General features: G+C 38.1%; 20 protein-coding genes and 1 pseudogene. 17 read left to right on the plus strand and 4 right to left on the minus strand.

The window, feature by feature from the left end:
• Positions 1–115: 115 nt before the first annotated feature.
• From tkt to QUF78_RS10460, 3 genes are all read left to right on the plus strand, one after another.
• Entirely contained in the window at positions 116–2,119 is a 2,004-nt protein-coding gene (gene tkt, locus QUF78_RS10450; RefSeq protein ID WP_289324588.1) for a transketolase, read from the plus strand.
• A 299-nt stretch (positions 2,120–2,418) separates the two neighbouring features.
• Positions 2,419–2,859, plus strand: coding sequence for a sporulation inhibitor of replication protein SirA (gene sirA, locus QUF78_RS10455; protein WP_289316892.1), 441 nt, complete (start codon positions 2,419–2,421; stop codon positions 2,857–2,859).
• Between the two features lie 84 nt (positions 2,860–2,943).
• Positions 2,944–3,159 (plus strand): YneF family protein, encoded by a 216-nt coding sequence (locus QUF78_RS10460; protein WP_034312934.1) that lies wholly within the window; start codon positions 2,944–2,946, stop codon positions 3,157–3,159.
• A gap of 763 nt (positions 3,160–3,922) precedes the next feature.
• Here QUF78_RS10460 and QUF78_RS10465 read toward each other — a convergent pair.
• Positions 3,923–4,137, minus strand: a pseudogene (locus QUF78_RS10465) (spore coat protein).
• Positions 4,138–4,321: 184 nt separating this feature from the next.
• Here QUF78_RS10465 and QUF78_RS10470 point away from each other — a divergent pair.
• The 6 genes from QUF78_RS10470 (at position 4,322) to QUF78_RS10495 (ending at position 7,490) form a co-directional block, all read left to right on the plus strand.
• Positions 4,322–4,528, plus strand: a complete 207-nt coding sequence (locus QUF78_RS10470; protein WP_289324589.1) for a hypothetical protein — start codon at positions 4,322–4,324, stop codon at positions 4,526–4,528.
• Between the two features lie 52 nt (positions 4,529–4,580).
• On the plus strand, positions 4,581–4,715 hold the full coding sequence (locus tag QUF78_RS27815; RefSeq protein ID WP_353957903.1) for a spore coat protein: 135 nt from the start codon (positions 4,581–4,583) through the stop codon (positions 4,713–4,715).
• A 273-nt stretch (positions 4,716–4,988) separates the two neighbouring features.
• On the plus strand, positions 4,989–5,408 hold the full coding sequence (locus QUF78_RS10480; RefSeq protein WP_289324590.1) for an RrF2 family transcriptional regulator: 420 nt from the start codon (positions 4,989–4,991) through the stop codon (positions 5,406–5,408).
• Between the two features lie 101 nt (positions 5,409–5,509).
• A complete protein-coding gene (locus tag QUF78_RS10485; protein ID WP_289324591.1) occupies positions 5,510–5,896 on the plus strand; it encodes an IDEAL domain-containing protein in 387 nt (128 codons plus the stop codon).
• A 46-nt stretch (positions 5,897–5,942) separates the two neighbouring features.
• The gene (trxA, locus tag QUF78_RS10490; protein WP_289316887.1) at positions 5,943–6,257 is read left to right on the plus strand and encodes a thioredoxin; all 315 of its coding nucleotides are present in this window, start codon (positions 5,943–5,945) and stop codon (positions 6,255–6,257) included.
• 108 nt (positions 6,258–6,365) lie between these two features.
• Positions 6,366–7,490, plus strand: coding sequence for an NADH-dependent flavin oxidoreductase (locus tag QUF78_RS10495; RefSeq protein ID WP_289324592.1), 1,125 nt, complete (start codon positions 6,366–6,368; stop codon positions 7,488–7,490).
• A 680-nt stretch (positions 7,491–8,170) separates the two neighbouring features.
• Here QUF78_RS10495 and QUF78_RS10500 read toward each other — a convergent pair.
• The 3 genes from QUF78_RS10500 to QUF78_RS10510 form a co-directional block, all read right to left on the minus strand.
• Positions 8,171–8,989 carry a hypothetical protein gene (locus QUF78_RS10500; RefSeq protein ID WP_289324593.1) on the minus strand — a complete coding sequence of 273 codons (819 nt, stop codon included), beginning with the start codon at positions 8,987–8,989 and terminating at the stop codon, positions 8,171–8,173.
• A gap of 915 nt (positions 8,990–9,904) precedes the next feature.
• Positions 9,905–10,303 carry a DoxX family protein gene (locus QUF78_RS10505; RefSeq protein WP_289324594.1) on the minus strand — a complete coding sequence of 133 codons (399 nt, stop codon included), beginning with the start codon at positions 10,301–10,303 and terminating at the stop codon, positions 9,905–9,907.
• A 547-nt stretch (positions 10,304–10,850) separates the two neighbouring features.
• Positions 10,851–11,057: a Spo0E family sporulation regulatory protein-aspartic acid phosphatase gene (locus tag QUF78_RS10510; protein ID WP_353957904.1), complete on the minus strand. Its 207-nt coding sequence runs from the start codon at positions 11,055–11,057 to the stop codon at positions 10,851–10,853.
• Positions 11,058–11,281: 224 nt separating this feature from the next.
• Between QUF78_RS10510 and QUF78_RS10515 the strand changes: the two genes are divergently transcribed.
• From QUF78_RS10515 to QUF78_RS10550, 8 genes are all read left to right on the plus strand, one after another.
• Positions 11,282–11,989, plus strand: a complete 708-nt coding sequence (locus QUF78_RS10515) for a cytochrome c biogenesis CcdA family protein (RefSeq protein WP_289316882.1) — start codon at positions 11,282–11,284, stop codon at positions 11,987–11,989.
• 623 nt (positions 11,990–12,612) lie between these two features.
• Positions 12,613–13,089 carry a CcdC family protein gene (locus tag QUF78_RS10520; RefSeq protein ID WP_289324595.1) on the plus strand — a complete coding sequence of 159 codons (477 nt, stop codon included), beginning with the start codon at positions 12,613–12,615 and terminating at the stop codon, positions 13,087–13,089.
• A gap of 214 nt (positions 13,090–13,303) precedes the next feature.
• Positions 13,304–14,359: a YeeE/YedE family protein gene (locus QUF78_RS10525; RefSeq protein WP_289324596.1), complete on the plus strand. Its 1,056-nt coding sequence runs from the start codon at positions 13,304–13,306 to the stop codon at positions 14,357–14,359.
• A 40-nt stretch (positions 14,360–14,399) separates the two neighbouring features.
• Complete coding sequence (locus QUF78_RS10530) at positions 14,400–14,627, plus strand: sulfurtransferase TusA family protein (protein WP_064466206.1); 228 nt, start codon at positions 14,400–14,402, stop codon at positions 14,625–14,627.
• Positions 14,628–14,752: 125 nt separating this feature from the next.
• On the plus strand, positions 14,753–15,058 hold the full coding sequence (locus tag QUF78_RS10535; RefSeq protein ID WP_289324597.1) for a DUF3219 family protein: 306 nt from the start codon (positions 14,753–14,755) through the stop codon (positions 15,056–15,058).
• Between the two features lie 80 nt (positions 15,059–15,138).
• Positions 15,139–15,567 (plus strand): DUF2621 domain-containing protein, encoded by a 429-nt coding sequence (locus QUF78_RS10540; RefSeq protein ID WP_034312903.1) that lies wholly within the window; start codon positions 15,139–15,141, stop codon positions 15,565–15,567.
• A gap of 163 nt (positions 15,568–15,730) precedes the next feature.
• On the plus strand, positions 15,731–16,876 hold the full coding sequence (locus QUF78_RS10545) for an exonuclease SbcCD subunit D (RefSeq protein WP_289324598.1): 1,146 nt from the start codon (positions 15,731–15,733) through the stop codon (positions 16,874–16,876).
• A complete protein-coding gene (locus QUF78_RS10550; RefSeq protein ID WP_289324599.1) occupies positions 16,873–20,004 on the plus strand; it encodes an AAA family ATPase in 3,132 nt (1,043 codons plus the stop codon). The genes QUF78_RS10545 and QUF78_RS10550 overlap by 4 nt, the downstream gene beginning before the upstream one ends.
• Positions 20,005–20,022: the final 18 nt, after the last annotated feature.

Consider the following 20,022-nt stretch of genomic DNA (forward strand, 5'->3'; position numbering starts at 1 on the left):
TCTCAAATTTGTAGAAAATTGTAATATTGGGTTAGTAAATAGTGATTTTAGTTGTGATATTATGCTGGTCACTATAATATAAAGAGGTACATTACAGGAAGGGATGTTTTACTATATGTTAGATAAATTAGATGCACTTTCTATCAATACGATTCGTACGTTATCGATTGATGCAATTGAAAAGGCTAATTCCGGCCATCCAGGTATGCCGATGGGGGCAGCGCCGATGGCGTATAAACTATGGACTGAATATATGAATCATAACCCGAAAAATCCGGATTGGTTTAATAGGGATCGCTTTGTTCTTTCAGCTGGTCATGGGTCTATGCTGTTATACAGTCTTCTTCATTTATCGGGCTATGGCTTATCTATCGATGATTTGAAAAGCTTTCGCCAATGGGGAAGTAAAACTCCGGGACATCCTGAATTCGGACATACTGCAGGTGTAGATGCAACCACGGGACCGCTTGGACAAGGTATCGCAATGGCAGTCGGCATGGCAATGGCAGAACGCCACTTGGCAGAAAGCTACAACCGTGATTCTTATAATGTAGTCGATCATTATACATATAGCATTTGTGGAGATGGAGATTTAATGGAAGGGGTTTCTGCTGAAGCTGCTTCATTAGCTGGACATCTACAACTTGGAAGGCTTGTTGTTTTATATGATTCTAATGATATTTCCCTTGACGGCGACTTAAGTCAATCATTTAGTGAAAGCGTAGCAAACCGGTTCGAATCTTATGGATGGCAATATATCCGCGTTGAGGATGGGAACGATCTTCAGGAAATAGCCAAAGCACTTGAAGAAGCGAAAACCGACGAAGCACGCCCAACTTTAATAGAAGTCAAAACGGTTATTGGTTACGGTTCACCAAACCGTTCAGGTAAATCAGCTGTTCACGGCGCTCCGCTTGGTGCAGATGAGCTTAAGTTGACTAAAGAAGCATATAAATGGACATTCGAAGCGGATTTCCATGTTCCAGAAGAAGTGTATTCACACTTCAATGAATCTGTTGTGGACGCAGGCGCTCAAAAAGAAGAAGCTTGGAATGAATTGTTCAAAAATTACAAAGAAGCACATCCTGAGTTAGCCGAGCAATTGGAGCTGGCAATCAAAGGTGAACTGCCTGCTGACTGGGATCAGGAAATTCCGGTTTATGAAGAAGGAAAAACATTAGCTTCCCGTGCTTCAAGTGGAGAAGTGTTAAATGCGATTGCCAAAAGGGTGCCTAGCTTCATTGGTGGTTCTGCAGATTTAGCCGGATCTAATAATACTGCCATTAAAGGTGAGACAGACCTATTACCTGGTAATTACAGTGGTCGTAATATTTGGTTTGGTGTACGTGAATTCGCTATGGGTGCGGCCTTAAATGGTATGACCCTTCATGGTGGATTAAAAGTGTACGGAGGAACATTCTTCGTATTCTCTGATTATTTGCGTCCTGCTATAAGAATGGCAGCACTGATGGGACTTCCTGTAACGTATGTATTCACCCATGACAGCATTGCTGTTGGGGAAGACGGACCGACACATGAGCCAATCGAACAATTAGCATCATTACGGGCAATGCCTAACCTAGGGGTAATCCGTCCGGCTGATGGCAATGAAACGGCAGCAGCCTGGAAAGTGGCAATGGAGTCTACAAATAAACCAACTGCCCTTGTACTGACTCGTCAAGGATTGCCAACAATAAAAGACACTTCCGAAACTGCGTATGAAGGTGTTTCAAAAGGGGCTTACATCATCTCCGCTTCTAAGAAAGAAGTAGCCGATGCATTACTTCTTGCGACTGGTTCCGAAGTGAACTTGGCTGTCGAAGCACAGAAAGCTTTAGCGAACGAAGGAATTGATGTTTCGGTAATCAGCATGCCATCATGGGATCGATTCGAAACTCAATCTAAAGAATATAAACAAAGTGTAATCAATCCGGCAGTGAAAAAACGTCTGGCCATTGAAGTGGCTTCACCGTTTGGCTGGGATCGTTATGCAGGTGATGAGGGTGAAATATTGGCCATCAATCATTTTGGAGCTTCGGCACCAGGCGGTAAAATCATGCAGGAATTTGGTTTCACAGTAGAAAATGTAGTTGCTCGAGTTAAAGAAATGCTAAAATAATCGTAATGGGGACTGACACCAACTAGTTTGGTGTCAGTTTTTTTATCAAAACTTCGTATTGTATGTTGAAAGTGCTCTTATTCTAAGGGGAATCTTTCATTCGACAAAAAAAGAAGAAAATTTCTCCAGCAAACAACATATCTTTTCAGTTTGTCAATATATAATGAGAATAAATAAATTTCGTTTGAATGTGTCAGTTAAAGGGGAAAGTCATCAAGAGTGGAAAATGGTGGAAAGGTCCTGATTGTTAATTGTTCTGGTGACCAAACCAAAATAGGAATGCTAGGAGGCATTGGCTGATGAGAACCTATGAAATTTTTTTAATCGAAGATGAATTTGCCCATCATTATTATGGTAGAGAAAAGCTATTTTTCAATTTGTTTTTGGAGTATATTCAAGCTAGGGGCAGACTGAAGAGTATTTTGCAAAAACAAATCGAATATGTCACCAAAACAGTCCCGATTATCCAGTTGCAGGTAGCTATTGAACAACGTTTGCAAAAAAAGATGAATTTTTGGTCTCAAAATGGAAAATACTATTTAGAAAAAACAAACGGATCCAGTAAAGCCGTTTTAATCATCCAGGATGATTCCATTATGCTTAAAGCTGAAGGAGACTATGAAGCGGAAACGGCCTTCTTTGAGTGCATTCGAAAATATGAAGCGAGTTTTCTAGCCATAGATTTTGAACACGAAAAATACGGTTGGTTAAAACCGATAAAAGAAAGAAAATTTGTCTAAATGGGGGACTTTTGGGTAGCGGGTATTGTATAATAACCTTTGGTCTAGTACACTGATGTTAGACAACACGAAGGAGGAAATAGTATGTGGGTTTACATTCTAGTTGGCGTACTGGCATTGATTGCTGGAGTAGTGCTGGGATTTTTCATCGCTCGTAAATACATGATGGATTACTTAAAGAAAAATCCGCCAATTAACGAACAGATGTTAAAAATGATGATGATGCAAATGGGTATGAAGCCATCCCAAAAGAAAATTAATCAAATGATGAGCGCCATGAATAAACAACAAACAAAATAAGATAGCATGAAACCTTGATATATCAATGTTATTGGAAGATTAGATGCAAAATTTTATATAATATCGAAATGGTAGCTTCATTCAGGCTGAATCCTTCCGCCGATTTTATATAAAATTTTGGTTTATCTTTCATTGTTGTTCCTAAAGCCACTTTTTCTGAATGAATGATTCAGAAAAGGTGGTTTTTGTTTTGGAATTAATAGATATGAGTAAAAGAGTATGATTACCATTGTTTAGCAAAAGGATTTACCCAAGATGAAGTCAGAGACACGATTAATGCTTTTGATACTAAGTCGTTCATAGAAGCGCGTAATAAGGTTATAATTGCCACTTTATCTGATGCTGGGCTTATAGCTATGGAATTACGGGAATTACCCTTCGAGATTGTTAGAGATACGAGTATTATTGTCCACATGAAGGGTTGTGAAGTGCTTTAGAGTTGGTAATATAGAATATCTATAGTCTCTCACGACTTTTAGGACACGGAGATATTTAAGTAACAGAGCGATATTTACACTCCATTATCAAATAAAGCATTTTCCAACGTCCGTTGATGAATATAAATAATTGAGATAATGATTAAAATCAGCTATATAGATCTAAAAAGTCTGAGTTACGTTACCTGATAAATCTGGTAAGGTTATAAAATTGGTTAAAGTAGTTTAAAGTTAGTGCTTTATAGTTAGTGTAAGAAGCAGGTATATAGAAATAAGAAGTACAATCAAACTATTAAAATGGGACAAGATAAAGGGAAATGCTAACCTCATTGCATATAGTTTGTTCGGGCACCTTCGTAAAAAGTCTTAAGCTCATTAATGGCTATTATAGATTGCTGTACGTCTTTTTCCATTATGCTTTTAAGTCATTGTCAAAACAAATTCCTTGCATTAATTTGGATTTCATTAAGCATATTGTTTTAAAATTTAATATTTCATGGGTTTCCAAGGTCTCGTGAAAGGCCAGCTTTTCATTTCCCATTCAATCACCTCCTCAGTCTATGTAACAAAGGTAATTCTCCCTATTCAACTCTCAGGTATACAGAGGGCTACATGTTGTTTTTCTAAAGGTTGTAACCTTTTATAAAAAAATGAAAAGTAATGAATAAGACATTTTGAACAACGAAAGATAAGTAAGTGAATTTAAATGAAAGGAGAGATACTTAGTGGAAAAGTTAGGATTGCATGTAACGTTAGAATTGCATGAAATATTGAATTTCAAAAGCCTTTGTCTATCAAAAGCTTCTACAATGAAGGGATTAGTCCAAGATACGGAATTGAAAAACATTCTTTTACAGGACATGAGCAGCGGCAGAGAGCACATTCAAAGATTACAGGAAATCCTGGTTAATCTAAGGAGAGGGAAAAAATAATGACTACCTTTTGCAAAATATGGCGGTATGGGCGGTATGACAGATCAGGTGATTGCTACTGAACTTTCTGAATTCAGCCAAATCAGGAATAAGAAATACGGCTTTCGCCATAACAGAAACAGCTTCACCTGAATTGAGGGCTGCATTTCGGGAACAGCAGAGATCTGCTGTAGAACATCTGGGTTAATAAGTGATTATATAGTTTCAAAAGGTTATTATCATCCACAGGATATAAGTGAGCAGTCACCGGTGAATTTAAAAGCGGCTAATACGGCATTGAGTCTTTCTCAAAAATAAGGTTTTCATTTTCCAACAAATGCCCTCTATTATTTGATAGGGGGGAATTTCACTGCATTTATAAATTAATCAACAAAGATGAGTAGGCTGTTGAGTTTTTTATGTTGACTTTATCAACTGTAAATATTAATATTACAGTAATCCCCTTGAGGAGGATGCAAAAGTGAATAGTGATTTTACAATAGCTGTGCATAGTTTGGTCTATTTAGCTTATCTACCAGATCATATGGCAAGCAGTGAGTCTATCGCAGAAAACGTTGGTACAAACTCTGCAAGGATTCGGAAAATGATGAGCTGCTTAAGGAATAAAGGATTTGTTAAGACTAAAGAAGGTGTGGGCGGAGGCTATATTCTAGACTGTAATCCTGAAGAGGTGAGTTTGGCGAATATTTATATAACGGTATCACATGGAACTTTGAAGCCTAAGTGGTGTACAGGTGATCCCGAGAAAAAATGTGTCATATCTTCCAACACCCAGGTGGTCATGGATCAAATATTCGATGAAGCTGAGTTATATTTTGAAAAATATTTAGAAAATATAACGCTTAGCACTTTTTTGGAAAAAATTAAACAATGTCCGTGATATTGATTTAGTTTTTTCTTTTGCACTTACTGTATATTTTTTTATTACAGTTAATAACTATAAATTGAATACCAAATGAACATAAAGGGGTGTTAATGATTATGGCTGAAAATAATCAGTTCAAAAATGAGGATTGGGTACAGGGAAGATCAAGAGAAGGGGAACTTATCCATGGTTTCATTGAAAAAGTAAGCGCGGATCGAGAAATCGTTAAAGTGAACGTGGTGGAAAGTGACAATGAAAAAGCGGTGGGGAAATCGATTTGGATTCCGAGTAAATGGGCTGAAAAACTGCCGGATCTAGAAATCAGTAACGAAAATGATCTTTTGGCTTTAATTGATTTGGCGTTGCTTTCTAAAGATGAAACGTGGTTTATGGAGTTATCCGGTAAATTGGAATCCATCAAAATCCATCCGAAAATAAATGCCAGGAAATCAGAGTTTCTTATTCCGGGAAATAGAATCGCTAAACTTGATTTAAATAGATGATGAGTAAAGACCATAAATATGCGGATAATACAAGGAGGAAATGAACATGACAATAGAACATGTAACGGATGATAATTTTGCTAGTGAAATCAAGGAAGGGTTGGTACTGGTTGATTTTTGGGCACCGTGGTGCGGTCCATGCAAAATGATTGCCCCAGTGCTTAATGAAATTGATGTTGAAATGGGTGATCGGGTTAAAATCGTAAAACTTAATGTGGATGAAAATTCAGATACGACAAGCGAATATGGAGTGATGGGGATTCCAGCCCTTATCCTATTCAAAGATGGAGAAAAGGTAGATCAGGCAATTGGCTTCCAGCCAAAAGAAGCCATTGCGGAATTAATTGCAAAACATGCATGATTAAGATTTTAAAATGCGTGCTGTGTATTGTAATGCAAGGTAAGGTAAGGTAAGGACTTATACCAACCAACACCGTAAAGGGTGGGTAACTAAATGGAGGATTACTAAATGAATTCTAAATATACACCATTATTTGAATCGTTCAATTTAGGAAAGGGGATAGAGGTGAAAAATCGGCTGGTGATGGCGCCTATGACAAATTTCTCTTCGAATCCTGACGGCACTGTAACCGATGCCGAAATTACTTATTATGAACGACGGTCAAGCGGGGTAGGCATGGTAATAACGGCATGTACCTACGTGACGGCAAATGGAAAAGGTTTTCATGGTGAATTTGGCGGTGATCAAGATGAATTGATTCCTAGCCTAAGTCGTTTAGCTTCAGCGATTAAAGCGAAAGGTGCAAAAGCAATCCTCCAGATTTTTCATGGTGGACGCGAGGTTCCACCGGAATTAATACCAAATGGCGATGTAGTCAGTGCAAGCAATATTCCATCGGAGGGAGAAGGGAAAGCAGTTCCGCGTCCACTATCTGAAAAGGAAATTGAATCGATCATTCTGGATTTTGGTGAAACCACCCGACGTGCCATAGAAGCGGGATTTGATGGTGTCGAAATTCACGGTGCGAATGGTTACTTGCTTCAGCAATTCTTTTCGCCACATTCAAACCGTCGTGAAGACAAGTGGGGAGGATCTCTGGAAAAACGGCTGAATTTCCCATTAGCTGTTGTGGATGAAGTGAAAAAGGCTGTTGCAGAACATGCCAAGGATCCGTTCATCGTGGGATATCGTTTTTCACCGGAGGAACCGGAAACACCAGGAATCACTATGGATGATACACTCTCATTAATTGATGGACTTGCGACAAAGGAACTGGATTATCTCCATGTTTCTTTAATGGAATTCTGGTCGAAAGCAAGACGGGGAGCAGAGGTTGACCGACCTCGGATAGAAATTATAAAAGAACGTGTCGGAGATCAAGTTCCTATCATCGGTGTTGGTTCCATCTATACAGCGGATGATGCGATCGAAGCACTTCAATCTGGCGTTCCATTAATCGCATTAGGACGTGAACTCATAATCGATCCAGAGTGGGTACAAAAAGTGGAAAAAGGAAAAGAAACAGAAATCGTTACAAAAATAAACAAGGATAATCAGCAGCAACTTGATATACCAGATCCATTATGGCAAGCGATCATCCATTCCCCAGGATGGTTTCCAGGCATTGAATAGGTAGACGTTCATATATTAGTGAATTAAACGATGCTAATAGTGTGCAAAATCGTATGGAATGATTGTACTTGGATAATGAAAATCCCAATCGAATTGACCGATACCCCCCGGATAACGGACACACATAAAAAAGTGTTCCTTATCAAGGGGTTTTTATGTTTATGGAAGGGTCATTGAAAAGAGTAAAGAATCTATATAGTGATTTTTAGATTGAATCCTTAAAGGAATGAATAACCGAGTATTCTATTTCTAAGCTGTTTCGGAAAATAAAAAGGGGAAAGACTTACGAATTTTCATTGACCAGTAATTAAGTCTCAACGGCAGATGCATTCGGAAATTTCTGTGAGTAAAGGGGGCTACCTTTACGGAACGCCGTGGATATGGAAGGAGCACACAGCTCTTCCAAGTCACAGTCTGTAGTGGACCAACCTAAGAAGACTGCTATTCAACAACATAGAAGAGCAACCATTAATGGCTGCTCTTCTGATGTTATCTTCTTTTTAATAGAATAGCTAATATCAAAGATATTTGGAGAGTAATTATAAGTAAAAGAGACAACATAAAATCACTATCTAAAGATGCATCATAGCTAAAGATAAAAAATAAGATTACTGATATTACTAGAATGAAAATGAAATTAATAATGATTTGCCTCATGGTCCCCCCATTCTAACAACAGATCAATAAGATAGTGTTAACGCATATGACCTTGTATCTGTAGCTGTTGTTGGTGTAATAGATAAACCGGCCGGATAAACTGACACAGAAGGTGTACCAGCAATTCTTCTATGACCATAAGTTATTTTAATGTTTATTTTACCATTTTTGGATGTGGGAACATATACATATTGTCCAATATACCCTTTATGCTTGGTTTTACTAGTAGAAGCTTTTAAATCATATGAACCAGCCACACCAGCACTTGGTTCCCAATGACTTGGAGAATACTTGATTGCATAATCAATCCAACGTCCATTTCCTTGTTGATCTTGAGAATATCTGTGTTGGTGTTGTTTTACTTTCCCTCCACTGGTTGGCAGGTACAGTCCTGAACTTGAAGGGAAACCAATTGTCATTTTATCCACTAAATTATATGAAGGTGTTTTTAACCATTGAAAATTACCGTATATATAAAATTTATCTTCTTTTGAACGATCACTTTTTACTTTATATACAGTTCCACCTAATTTTAAAGTTGTTGCAGCGATAGATGCAAAAGTACTGATTTGCCCTGGGCTATTAACTTCTGAATCATAAATACCCATAATTTCTGATCCAGAATCTATAACTTTAGCTTTCTCTTCAATTAATCGCCTTGAAATTTCAATAGGTAAATCCTCGGATTCTTCTTGAGTATTGCCGACTTCATTTACAAGGTAATCCAACTCTGCTACTGTGAGTCTTTCCTTGCTAACGCTTAGACCATTTTCCCCAGCAAATCCTGGTGTAGCAAGACTAAAAGAAAATAAAAATACTGCCACAAAAGATAAAAACTTCATTTATTTTGCCCCCTTTTTCATTTAATAACTAAACTATTTATTTCTGTATTTTCTTGTTTTTAAGGATTAAAAAGTATTAATCGAAGTAAAGTTTATGAAACAGTAAATAATAATGTCATCACTCGGGGATTTATATTGTTTATCTTAGTAGTAATTTCATATTTTTTTTTACTAGAGTCTAAATATCTATCGTATTTAAATTAAAGTACCATTGATTTCTATTATCCTCAGATTGAATTGGAGCACTTTAACTGTATCTGAGGGAATATTTATCTTATAGCGGATCTTTTGATTTAGAGAGGACACGCCGGAGATAAAAAAACATGAGGTTATGATTATTCTCATTATTACTGTACTCTATTTTTCCTGATTTTTAGTTTTAGTTTTTAGACATGATATTTCAAATTGGGAACTTTTGTTTTTATCCAAAGTTTAATATTTTACTTTATATAGGCACTAGTCCTGTGAAAAATTTATACCTAAACGGAAGAGGAGGAACAGAATGAAATAGATAGAACACAATAATTTAATGGCATTAACCCAGCTTGTAAGATGAACTTAAAGTTTGACAAAGATAGTCATTTACGGTTATAAATCCTACCGTACATCCATGATGCAAAGGCGGTTTGCGTATATAATTGAAACCATCTATTTTATATTTGGGATATACGAGAAAATGTTTACGTATAAGAGGTGAAAAAGGAAACTAGTATTAATGCCAATATTAATAAGCATATAAAGTTTAAAATTAAATGGTTCGAAGTTTGATGCTTAAGCACTCGTACCGAGGATTAGGTTTGGAGAAAGTATGATCTGTTGTTTTATAGAGACGATGGGGGAAATGAAAAAACACGGAGTGGATTTATCCACTCCGTGTTTTTCGATAATAGGCATTAGCATATCCAAGCGATTTCCTTAAAAAAGATAGGAATCAAGTGAGTATGGGCCAGCTCCGCTCATCGCTACACCAATCGCCACTGCAAGGATGGCAAGATTATATTCATAACCGTTTTGAGTTGCCCAGTAGCCATTTGCGCCGTGAACTTTAACAATCGCAACGAGCATTGTAAGTGCAATCAATATACCTGCAAAGGGTGTAAGGAAACCTAAAGCAAATAAGGCTCCGCCAATAAGCTCTGATAGACCAGCAAATAGGGCCATGGTAACTCCTGGCTTCATGCCAATTGAGTCAAACCAGCCTCCAGTACCTTTCAAGCCATGACCGCCAAACCATCCAAACAGTTTTTGCGCCCCGTGTCCAACAAACGATAATCCAATTACTACACGTATAACTAATAAACCGATACCAATCATTTATGATTCCTCCTGGAATTTATTTTTAATTTAGATATTTTTAATTCGAGACTTATGTTTAAAAAAACACTGCAATATCTCGAATTGATTTATCTTTAATTAAAGATAATATCTTTTGAGTGATTTGTCAAACTTTATTTTAACGCTTAAGGCTCGTTCATCGGGAAAGGTACTGAAAAAACCGGGTGATTTCAGCTTGGAGGCCTACAATAAATTAGAAATCCTAACACATTCATAGTCGTTTAGTGATTAATGTTCCGGACGGTTCTTCCATCTTGGCTGGGTCTCCTATTATTCTTGTCGTGATAAACTATGCACCGACATCAGATGTTGATATTGCTATGTAATTCATGTACATGATATTAAATTAAAAAACAAGAAAACAGGCAGTGCCGATGGCGTTTGCCTGTTTTTTAGGATAGTTAAGGATATGCTTATGTATTCATTTGTGGAACGAAAAGGAAAAAGAGGAGATAGTCCGTTCAAAGTAAGCATATAATGACATGGTGGTTATCAATGGGAGATGAACTGGTAAGAGATTAGGGGATTAAAGGCCTGTACCAGTTTTATAAAAAAGTTCATTATATTTATTTAATAATTGATCAAGTTGCTGGCTATATTCAACGGCAACATGGGAGTTTAAACCATCTTTAGCAACAATTTTGATAAGCTCATTTCTCTTTAATTCGATCTGTTCGAGAAATTCATTCTTCTTAGCCATTATATTTCCTTTCTGGCCCCAACTTTTTTTCAAGGTACCTTTTATTTATGTTTTCGTTGTAAAATTTGTATGAATATAACAATTATATCGACTTGGACCAATGAATTCAAATAAGTTAACTTAATGAAAATTGAACCCGTGGCTCATTTCGATGTCAGCCATTTAGTTGTCATGAAATATTCACAGTTCCATAAATGTATTTTTTTATCTTATTTGTTACAATGTTTATAGGTTGACATACATAGGAGTGAGCTCATTTGAATGATATAAATATGTTTTTAGCTTTTGGGGCAGGCTTTTTGAGTTTTATTTCGCCATGCTGCTTACCGCTATATCCAGCTTTTTTATCTTATATCACTGGTATGAGCGTTGGTGAAATCAAATCCGAGAACGCCATGCTCCAAAGAAGAAGTATGCTGCATACTTTATTCTTCCTGCTTGGTTTTTCTCTGGTTTTTATTGCGATTGGTTTTAGTACGACCTATCTAGGTTCTTTTTTCTCGAATTACAAAGAATTGATTCGTCAGATTGGTGCCATCCTGATTATCATTTTTGGTTTATTCGTTGTTGGAATCTTTCAGCCGAAATCATTGATGAAAGATAGTCGTTTTGAATTTAAAAACCGACCTAGCGGATATATTGGTTCCATTCTAATCGGACTTGCCTTTGCTGCTGGATGGACGCCTTGTGCAGGTCCACTTTTAGGTGCTGTCGTTTCTTTGGGTGCAACTAACCCTAGCGCCGCCATGAGCTATATGACTGCCTATATATTAGGATTTGCCATACCGTTTTTCATATTATCTTTCTTTGTCGGAAAGTTGAAATGGATCAAAAAGTACAGCCAATACATCATGAAGATTGGCGGATATTTAATGATTGTAATGGGTGTGATTTTGTTTTTTGATTGGATGACCAAAATAATTGCAGTCCTGTCTAGACTATTCGGTGGCTTTACGGGGTTTTAGTCCATAATAAGCTATTTTTTCAAAAATATTCAATTGGCATTACCCTTCGTCAGGACTTATTATTGGTATATTATTTTTTTATTCGTTTTTCTTGTTATTTTGTGTCTAAAGTCACAAAATCTTTGCGTATTATAGAATCACTACATTTCTAATAAGGTTTTATAATACTGTTGTTTGAAATGAAGATGAAAGGCCATGGCCCAAATATTAATAGTTGATGATGCCAAAGTTTATGAGAATGATACTTTCAAATATTTTATCAAAATCAGGACAAGTAGTGACCTTGAATAATATCGAAATTTGAATCCTGGCCCAGTGACGATGGATATTACCGTCTGGATGCCGTTAAAGAAATTGAGAAGGAACTTCGGTTGCAAAGGGTATAATGTGCTCTGTTATGGTTCAGCAAAAAATGGTTGTCGAGCTATAGAAGCCGGGACGAAAGATTTTATGGTCAATCTTTTTGACGAGAGCAGGGAATTGAATGCATCAATAGGGCGCTTAATTAAAAACCCTCACCTTGTTTATCTTAAGTAGGTAATATATACTTTGTTTATAAATTGAAGTCATATATAATTTTTAATGGTACTTACCTATTTTTAGTTAAAAGGGATGGTTAAGAGATGATATATATATCAACAGGTATAGCGATTGTGATGGCTATGGGTGTTTTCATGTTCCGGATGAAGGAAACAAAAAAACCAGTGAACGAAAAGAAAATCATCTTACCGCCGCTTTTTATGAGTACGGGTGCTTTGATGTTTATTTTTCCTATGTTCCGGGTGACTCGATACGAATTTTTGGAGGCTCTTGTTGCAGGGATGTTATTTTCCATCCTATTAATTAAAACATCAAAATTCGAAGTTAGAGATGAAAAAATTTATATTCAGCGCTCTAAAGCTTTCATATTCATATTGATTGGTCTCATGGTGGTTCGGCTGGTGGCGAAACTGATGCTGGGAAGCACGATTGAAATCGGTGTCTTGAGCGGAATGTTTTTCTTACTTGCTTTTGCCATGATCGTTCCATGGAGAATTGCCATGCTATACCAATACAAAAAAGTTAAAGCAGCCAGTTTTAGTGGAAGTAATATGGTGTGATAAAAGTAAATGAGAATGGATAAAAGGGACAATCCAGGAAACCTGAGTCGATATTAAAATGACTCAGGTTTTTTGATTTGCCTGGGAACCTTTCAAGTCAATAAAGACATTCATGATTACTAGATTCTATAAAACACAATCAAAACCCTAGTAATTTCATCCGGATTATATTATATTGGTACTATATATATTTTACTTAAGGAGGAAACGGTTAATGTTACAAATGATTGTGTTCGGGATTATTTGTGGTTTATTGCTGGGGTTTGTGCTTCAAAGAGGCCGTTTCTGTGTTGTTGGTGCATATCGTGATTTGATTTTAGCTAAAGATGGACGAATGTTCTTAGCTACATTCGTTGTTATAGCAATACAAAGTATTGGTGTTTATGCATTGAATGATACAGGGGTCATTCAGTTTGGAAATGATGGTTTTCCATGGTTGGGAACAATCGTGGGTGGCTTCATTTTTGGTATTGGAATGGTTCTGGCAGGCGGTTGTGCCACTGGAACATGGTATCGTGCCGGAGAGGGCATGATTGGGAGTTGGGTTGCCCTTTTTGGATATATGTTAGGGGCAGCCATGACGAAATATGGTGTATGGAAAGTTGCTGGGGATAATTTGTTGTCCTATCGTACGAGTGATACGTACATTCATGAAACATTTAATGTTTCGCCGTGGGTGCTTGTGCTTATTGTGACACTTTTGGTTGGCATCTTGGTGATTCGTGAATTGAGAAAACCGAAACTGCCAATTTTTAAAATGAAACCGAAAAAAACGGGATTGGCCCACATCTTATTCGAAAAACGGTGGCATCCCTTTGTTACAGCATTATTGGTTGGCCTTATTGCAATCATGGCATGGCCGCTAAGTGCTATGACAGGCAGAATGTTCGGACTTGGAATTACAGCACCTTCTGCGAACATTCTAACCTTCCTTATTACAGGCGATGATGCGTTAATCGATTGGGGTACGTTTTTGGTATTGGGCATTTTCCTTGGTGCTTTCATTGCTGCAAAAGGAAGTGGGGAATTCCGTTGGCGCTTGCCCGATATAAAGACGTTACGGAACAATGCAATCGGCGGTGTAATCATGGGGTTCGGTGCAAGTGTTGCCGGAGGGTGCACAATCGGTAATGGTCTGGTGAACTCGGCGTTATTTGCTTGGCAAGGCTGGATTGCGATTGTCTTTTTCCTACTAGGTACATGGGTAGCAACTTATTTCACGATTATCCGTAAGCAAAAGCAGGCAGCAGCTACATCAAAAGCGGCTTAAGGTAAAAGGCAAAAAACATTAAACAAGGAGTGGAATATAAATGGCGAAAGTATTGGAAACGACTGGAATGGTATGCCCATTCCCTTTAGTGGAAGCAAAAGAAGCGATAGTGGATATGGCAAAAGGAGAGGAATTGATCATTAATTTCGATTGCACACAAGCAACGGAGAGCATTCCGCGTTGGGCCGCAACTGAAGGTCATGAAATCACGGAGTTTGAGCAAATCGATGACGCTAAATGGCGGATCATCGTCAAAAAGGGAAATTAAATTGATTCAAAGAAAACGTGCCAGGGTTCCTGTGCACGTTTTCGAATTTTTCAAGGCTGAATCATTGGCGCTGAAAGTTTCTAGTGATAACATGTCTTTAACTACTTTTTAAGGAGATGTTGATAATGGTAGACGAGGTCATTTTAAACGATGTTCCCCTGCATGTTACTGATTTTCTTTCTGAAACTGTAAAGGATTCTGGAGGCAAGGAAGTCAGAAAAGTCAGTTTCAATTTCAAGGTTACACATAGTGAATATCATGATATTACAACACTGCTTTATCAAATGGTATTTGATATAAAGATCCCTCAGACAAACGAGGAATTTCGAGCAGAGATCTTTAACTATGCGACTTCGGTCACGAATCTTTATGAAGAAAATGCCGTAGGGGATTTTTCGCTGGTCTTGCTGGAAGTGAACGAGCCCGAATGATTACATTGCCAGTCTTGTAAAGATATGGGTTACTGTCTATAATAATAGTGACGATCATTCTATACATATGAGGTGGTACTTTGCTTAGTGGATGGTTTTTATGGTTTATTCTATTTTGGGTAGCCCTTTTAATTATATTGATGAGCATAGGTGGCTTTTTCATGTTTCGGAAGTTCCTGAAAAGATTTCCCAAAGAAGATGGGAAATCCGATATGGATTGGGAAGAATACTATTTGGACCAAACTAAGCACTTATGGTCAAAGCAGCAAAAGGAATTACTCGAAGATTTAGTGAGCCCTGTACCAGAACTTTTTCGTGATGTTGCACGTCATAAAATTGCGGGGAAAATCGGTGAATTGGCATTAAAAGAAAAAGCGGGCGATATTACGGAAGATTTAGTGATACGCGGCTATATCATTGCCACACCAAAACGTGATCATAAATTTTTACAAAAAAAATTAGCTGAAAGAAAAGTGAATATGGGTCCATATGAACACTTATTCAGCTAATGCTGAAAAAGGCAGACTCTTTTGGAGTTTGCCTTTTTTTATTCTAAATAATTGAAAATAATAGGGCAGTGTGGTAAAAATTAGAACGTTTGTACCCAAACCATGCTATTCGTTAAATTTTTGATATAATAATAGTAAGTAAAAATGAGGACGGAGTGAAACTATGAAATTTATCCATACGGCCGATTGGCATTTAGGAAAAATCGTTCACGGGGTACATATGACAGATGACCAAAGGCATGCACTCTTGCAATTCATAGAAATTGTCGAGGATGAAAAACCTGATGCGGTTGTGATTGCCGGTGACCTATATGATCGTTCCGTTCCGCCGACTGAAGCGGTAGAGCTTCTTGATGAAATCCTCTATACGATTAATGTGAAAATGAATACACCGATCGTTGCAATATCAGGAAACCATGATTCTGCGGAAAGGCTTGCATTCGGTTCATCATGGTATCGTCATAGCCAGTTATACATTCATGGGAAATTGACAAAGGCATGTGAGCCGGTTCGCATCAAGGGCGTGAATTTTTATTGTGTTCCATATGCAGAACCTGGAACGGTTCGCCATCTTTTTGAAGATGATAGTATCCATTCCCACCAAGAAGCGATGAAGCGGATAACCGGAACGATTACGGAGACTTTCAATAAGGATGAACCGAATGTCTTCGTAGGACATGCTTTTGTATTAGGCGGAAAAACGAGCGATTCGGAACGAGTCTTGTCGGTGGGTGGTTCTGGCTGTGTTTCATCTGACTTATTCGATGCGTTCGATTATACGGCACTTGGACATTTACATAGTCCAGACGCAATACGTCATCCTAAGGTGTTTTACTCTGGATCACTATTAAAATACTCTTTTTCAGAGGCTAAGCAAAATAAGTCGCTTTCCATTGTCGATATGCACGAAGATGGAAGTTTCAAAATAAACTATCGATCATTGGCACCCAAGCTGGATATGAGGGAAATATCCGGAACGATGGAAGAGTTACTCGATCCTTCTTTTTATCAATCGCAAAAAAAGGATGACTACTTGAAAATAACACTAAATGATGAGGGTTCGCTCATCGATCCGATTAATCGCTTGCGCCAGATTTACCCTAATGTACTGCATCTAGAGCGAAAATGGGATCTGACCGACCTTAGAAGAAAAAAATCCTTCTCTTCTATAAAGGATGAACGAAAATCAGAATTGGACCTGTTCGAAACGTTTTATCAAGAAATGACAGATCGGGACTTTGATTCTCAAAAGCAGGATTTGATGGTTTCGGTAATTGAAGCCGTGAAGAAAGAGGAGGCATTGAAATGAGACCTCATATTTTAACGATGCAGGCATTCGGACCATATGCAGGAAGGGAAACCATCGATTTTAATTCCCTTGGAGAACGGACCATGTTTGTCATCTCTGGAAAGACAGGCGCAGGGAAAACAACGATATTTGATGGGATCAGTTTTGCGATATATGGAAAAGCCAGTGGAGAAGACCGAAGCGGGCAAGATTTACGAAGTCAGTTTGCCGAAGATGATATGTTAACGGAAGTCTCGCTGCAATTTACCCTGCGTGGGAAAACGTATTTGGTGACCCGGTCTCCGCAGCAGGAACGAAAGAAAAAATCAGGAGAAGGAACGACGACGGTTGGAGCAAAGGCTGAATTATATGAGATATTGGCGGAAGGGAAAAAATTGCTTGGTGCAAATGTGCGTGAGGTTGAGGAAAAAATCAAATTACTCATTGGACTTGATGCCAATCAATTCCGGCAAATCCTGATGATTCCACAGAATGAATTCCGAAAACTGTTAACTTCCGACAGCAAAGATAAGGAACTGATTCTCCAGAAATTATTTCATACTGAACTTTATAAACGAATAGAAGAAAAATTAAAAGAAGAGGCTTCCATCCTTAGAAAGAAAAGTGAAAAAAGCGCTCAGCGGCGAATTGAATTAATGAAAGGTATCAAACCAGGCAACCATGAAGAATTGCAGGCACAATTGCAAGCGGAAGAGCCTAACGAACAACAGGTTTTACCACTGTTACAGGGAGTCATTTTGGCAGCAGCAGAAAAAAATGAGTATGTAAATAAACAAATAAAGGAAAAGCAGAAAGCTCGCGATCAAGTAAATCAAGAGCTTTCAAAGGCGGTCGATTTAATAAATAGATTTTCGGAAAAAGAAAAGCTACGAAAAGAAAAGGAGGACCTTGAAGCAAAACAGCCTGAAATGGAACTAGTGAAAGGCCAAATAAAAATGGCACACAAAGCGGCTTCGCTTGAAAAGCAGGAACAATACTATTTGCGAATTGGCAAACAAGTACAAGATGCGAATGTTGAAGTTCAAAAGTTAAGTGAGCAGGCCGAAAAGTTACGGGCTGAGCATATCGAGAAGCAGGCTTCCTATGAGCAGGAAATGCTGAAGGAAAACCAGAGGGATCAGGCCGTACGAACTGTTCATCAGCTTGAGCAGGTAAAAGATGCTGTCATGACTTTTGTAAGCTTAAAAGCACAGGTTGCATTGGATGAAAAAGAGTGGAGAACCAGTAAAGGGCTTCGTGAAAAAAATGTTTCGGAACATCTAGCAATCGAAGAGGAAGCAGAGAGAGTTGCTCGTGAAAAAACAGAAGCGGAAAAAGCGGCAGTTCTTCATCGCGATAAGGAAATCGAAGCTGAAAGAAATAATCAATCGTTATTGAAAATAAAAAAGCTTCAAGAAGTTCTTTCCGAGACTCAGAATGTGAAGCGGGTTCTGGAAGAAAAGAATAATCGATTTCAAGATATTCAAAGGATTCAAATCCAGGAAAAGGGAAAACTGGATGCTCTGAATCAAAATTGGCGATCAGGCCAAGCGGGCATGCTTGCTACCATGTTACACCCAGGAGAAAATTGTCCTGTGTGCGGTTCGTTAAGTCATCCTGACCCAGCACGAATGCATGAGGATATGCCAACGGATTTGGAACTGAAAGAGCAAGAAAACAAGCTGAAAACTGTAGAACAACAAAAAAGCCAAGCCGAAAGTGAATTTTATCAAGCAAAATCTAAATATGATGCACTAGTCGATTCGTCACAAGAAAAGCTTAGGGACTTACAAAATGACCTGCCGGAGTTTAGGTTTGAAGATCTTGCTGGTCATTTGAAACGATTTGCAGAAAAAGGAAAAGCGCTGCAAGAACAGTTAAATGAATTGATGCGGAAAAAGTCTTTATTTAATGATCTGGAAAGAAAGTTGCTGGAATTAAAAGAGAAAGCATCCATGCTAAAGGAGAATCTGGCCTCGCTAGAAAGAAAAGAGGACCAAGGGAAAACCAGGTATATTGAGAACTCTACAAAACTGACAGGATTAACCGATTCCCTTCCAGATGGAATACGAACAAAGGAAGAATATGATGCAGCATACCAAATGGCTGTAAAAACACAGAAAAAATTACAAATTGCCTTGGAAGATGCACAAAAAAACCTCCAAATGGTTAAGGACAAAGAATCGGTCATCAATGCAAAAAAAGAATCTCTAATTGGAAATATAGAGGCTTTAAATCAAGAATTGAAAGAGGAACGGGAAAAGTTAATTACTGATATGACCAATCAAGGCTTTTCCAATTATAAAGAATATACCGCCGCAAAAAAATCGGAAGCGGCACTTGGAAATTTGGAGGACCAAATCCAGCAGTATAATCAAAATTGGCAAAGTGTTTTAAGTCTGTTTCATGATTTGGAATTGAAGCTGAAAGATGTGATCAAACCGGACCTTGAAGGATTGAAAAAGACTTTTGATTTCATAGATTTGGAATTGGAGTCGTTACGCCAAAATCAGAATGAATTACATGCAGAAAAACGGACTAACGAAGAAATCGAAAGGAAACTGGCGCAAATCAGGGAAGATCAGAAAAGTCTGGATGAAAGGTACAGTATCGTCGGTCACCTGTCTGAGATTTCCAAAGGCCAAAACTCCTTCAAAATAACTTTTGAACGGTATGTATTGGCAGCCTTTTTAGATGATATCCTAAAAGAAGCCAATTCAAGATTACTGAAAATGACAAGCGGCAGATATCAGCTGTTGCGAAAGCTGGATCCTACACGCAGGAATATCCAGAGCGGTCTGGAGTTATCCGTGTACGACCAATATACAGGACAGGAGAGGCATGTCAAAACCCTTTCGGGAGGTGAAAGCTTTAAGGCATCACTTGCACTTGCTTTGGGTCTTGCGGATGTTGTCCAGCAGAATGCAGGCGGGATCTCACTCGAAACGATGTTCATCGATGAAGGGTTCGGTACGCTAGACCCCGAATCTCTTGATCATGCGATAGAAGCATTGATGGATATACAAAGTACCGGGAGATTAGTCGGGATAATTTCACATGTTCCAGAGCTGAAAGAAAGAATCGATGCCCAGCTTCAAGTCATTTCGACACAAAAAGGAAGTCGTACTTCCTTTTACTTTGCTGGATAAAACAAAAAAAAAGAATGG

Origin of the sequence: Peribacillus sp. ACCC06369, assembly GCF_030348945.1 — a bacterium.
GTDB lineage: Bacteria > Bacillota > Bacilli > Bacillales > DSM-1321 > Peribacillus.

Excerpts from the sequence above, each read along its gene's own strand:
- QUF78_RS10535 (WP_289324597.1), top strand. The coding sequence starts at position 14,753 with ATGGTAGACGAGGTCATTTTAAACGATGTTCCCCTGCATGTTACTGAT.
- QUF78_RS10460 (WP_034312934.1), top strand. The coding sequence starts at position 2,944 with ATGTGGGTTTACATTCTAGTTGGCGTACTGGCATTGATTGCTGGAGTA.
- QUF78_RS10525 (WP_289324596.1), top strand. The coding sequence starts at position 13,304 with ATGTTACAAATGATTGTGTTCGGGATTATTTGTGGTTTATTGCTGGGG.
- QUF78_RS10500 (WP_289324593.1), bottom strand. The coding sequence starts at position 8,989 with ATGAAGTTTTTATCTTTTGTGGCAGTATTTTTATTTTCTTTTAGTCTT.
- trxA (WP_289316887.1), top strand. The coding sequence starts at position 5,943 with ATGACAATAGAACATGTAACGGATGATAATTTTGCTAGTGAAATCAAG.
- QUF78_RS10545 (WP_289324598.1), top strand. The coding sequence starts at position 15,731 with ATGAAATTTATCCATACGGCCGATTGGCATTTAGGAAAAATCGTTCAC.
- QUF78_RS10505 (WP_289324594.1), bottom strand. The coding sequence starts at position 10,303 with ATGATTGGTATCGGTTTATTAGTTATACGTGTAGTAATTGGATTATCG.
- sirA (WP_289316892.1), top strand. The coding sequence starts at position 2,419 with ATGAGAACCTATGAAATTTTTTTAATCGAAGATGAATTTGCCCATCAT.
- QUF78_RS10485 (WP_289324591.1), top strand. The coding sequence starts at position 5,510 with ATGGCTGAAAATAATCAGTTCAAAAATGAGGATTGGGTACAGGGAAGA.
- QUF78_RS10550 (WP_289324599.1), top strand. The coding sequence starts at position 16,873 with ATGAGACCTCATATTTTAACGATGCAGGCATTCGGACCATATGCAGGA.
- tkt (WP_289324588.1), top strand. The coding sequence starts at position 116 with ATGTTAGATAAATTAGATGCACTTTCTATCAATACGATTCGTACGTTA.
- QUF78_RS10530 (WP_064466206.1), top strand. The coding sequence starts at position 14,400 with ATGGCGAAAGTATTGGAAACGACTGGAATGGTATGCCCATTCCCTTTA.
- QUF78_RS10495 (WP_289324592.1), top strand. The coding sequence starts at position 6,366 with ATGAATTCTAAATATACACCATTATTTGAATCGTTCAATTTAGGAAAG.
- QUF78_RS10520 (WP_289324595.1), top strand. The coding sequence starts at position 12,613 with ATGATATATATATCAACAGGTATAGCGATTGTGATGGCTATGGGTGTT.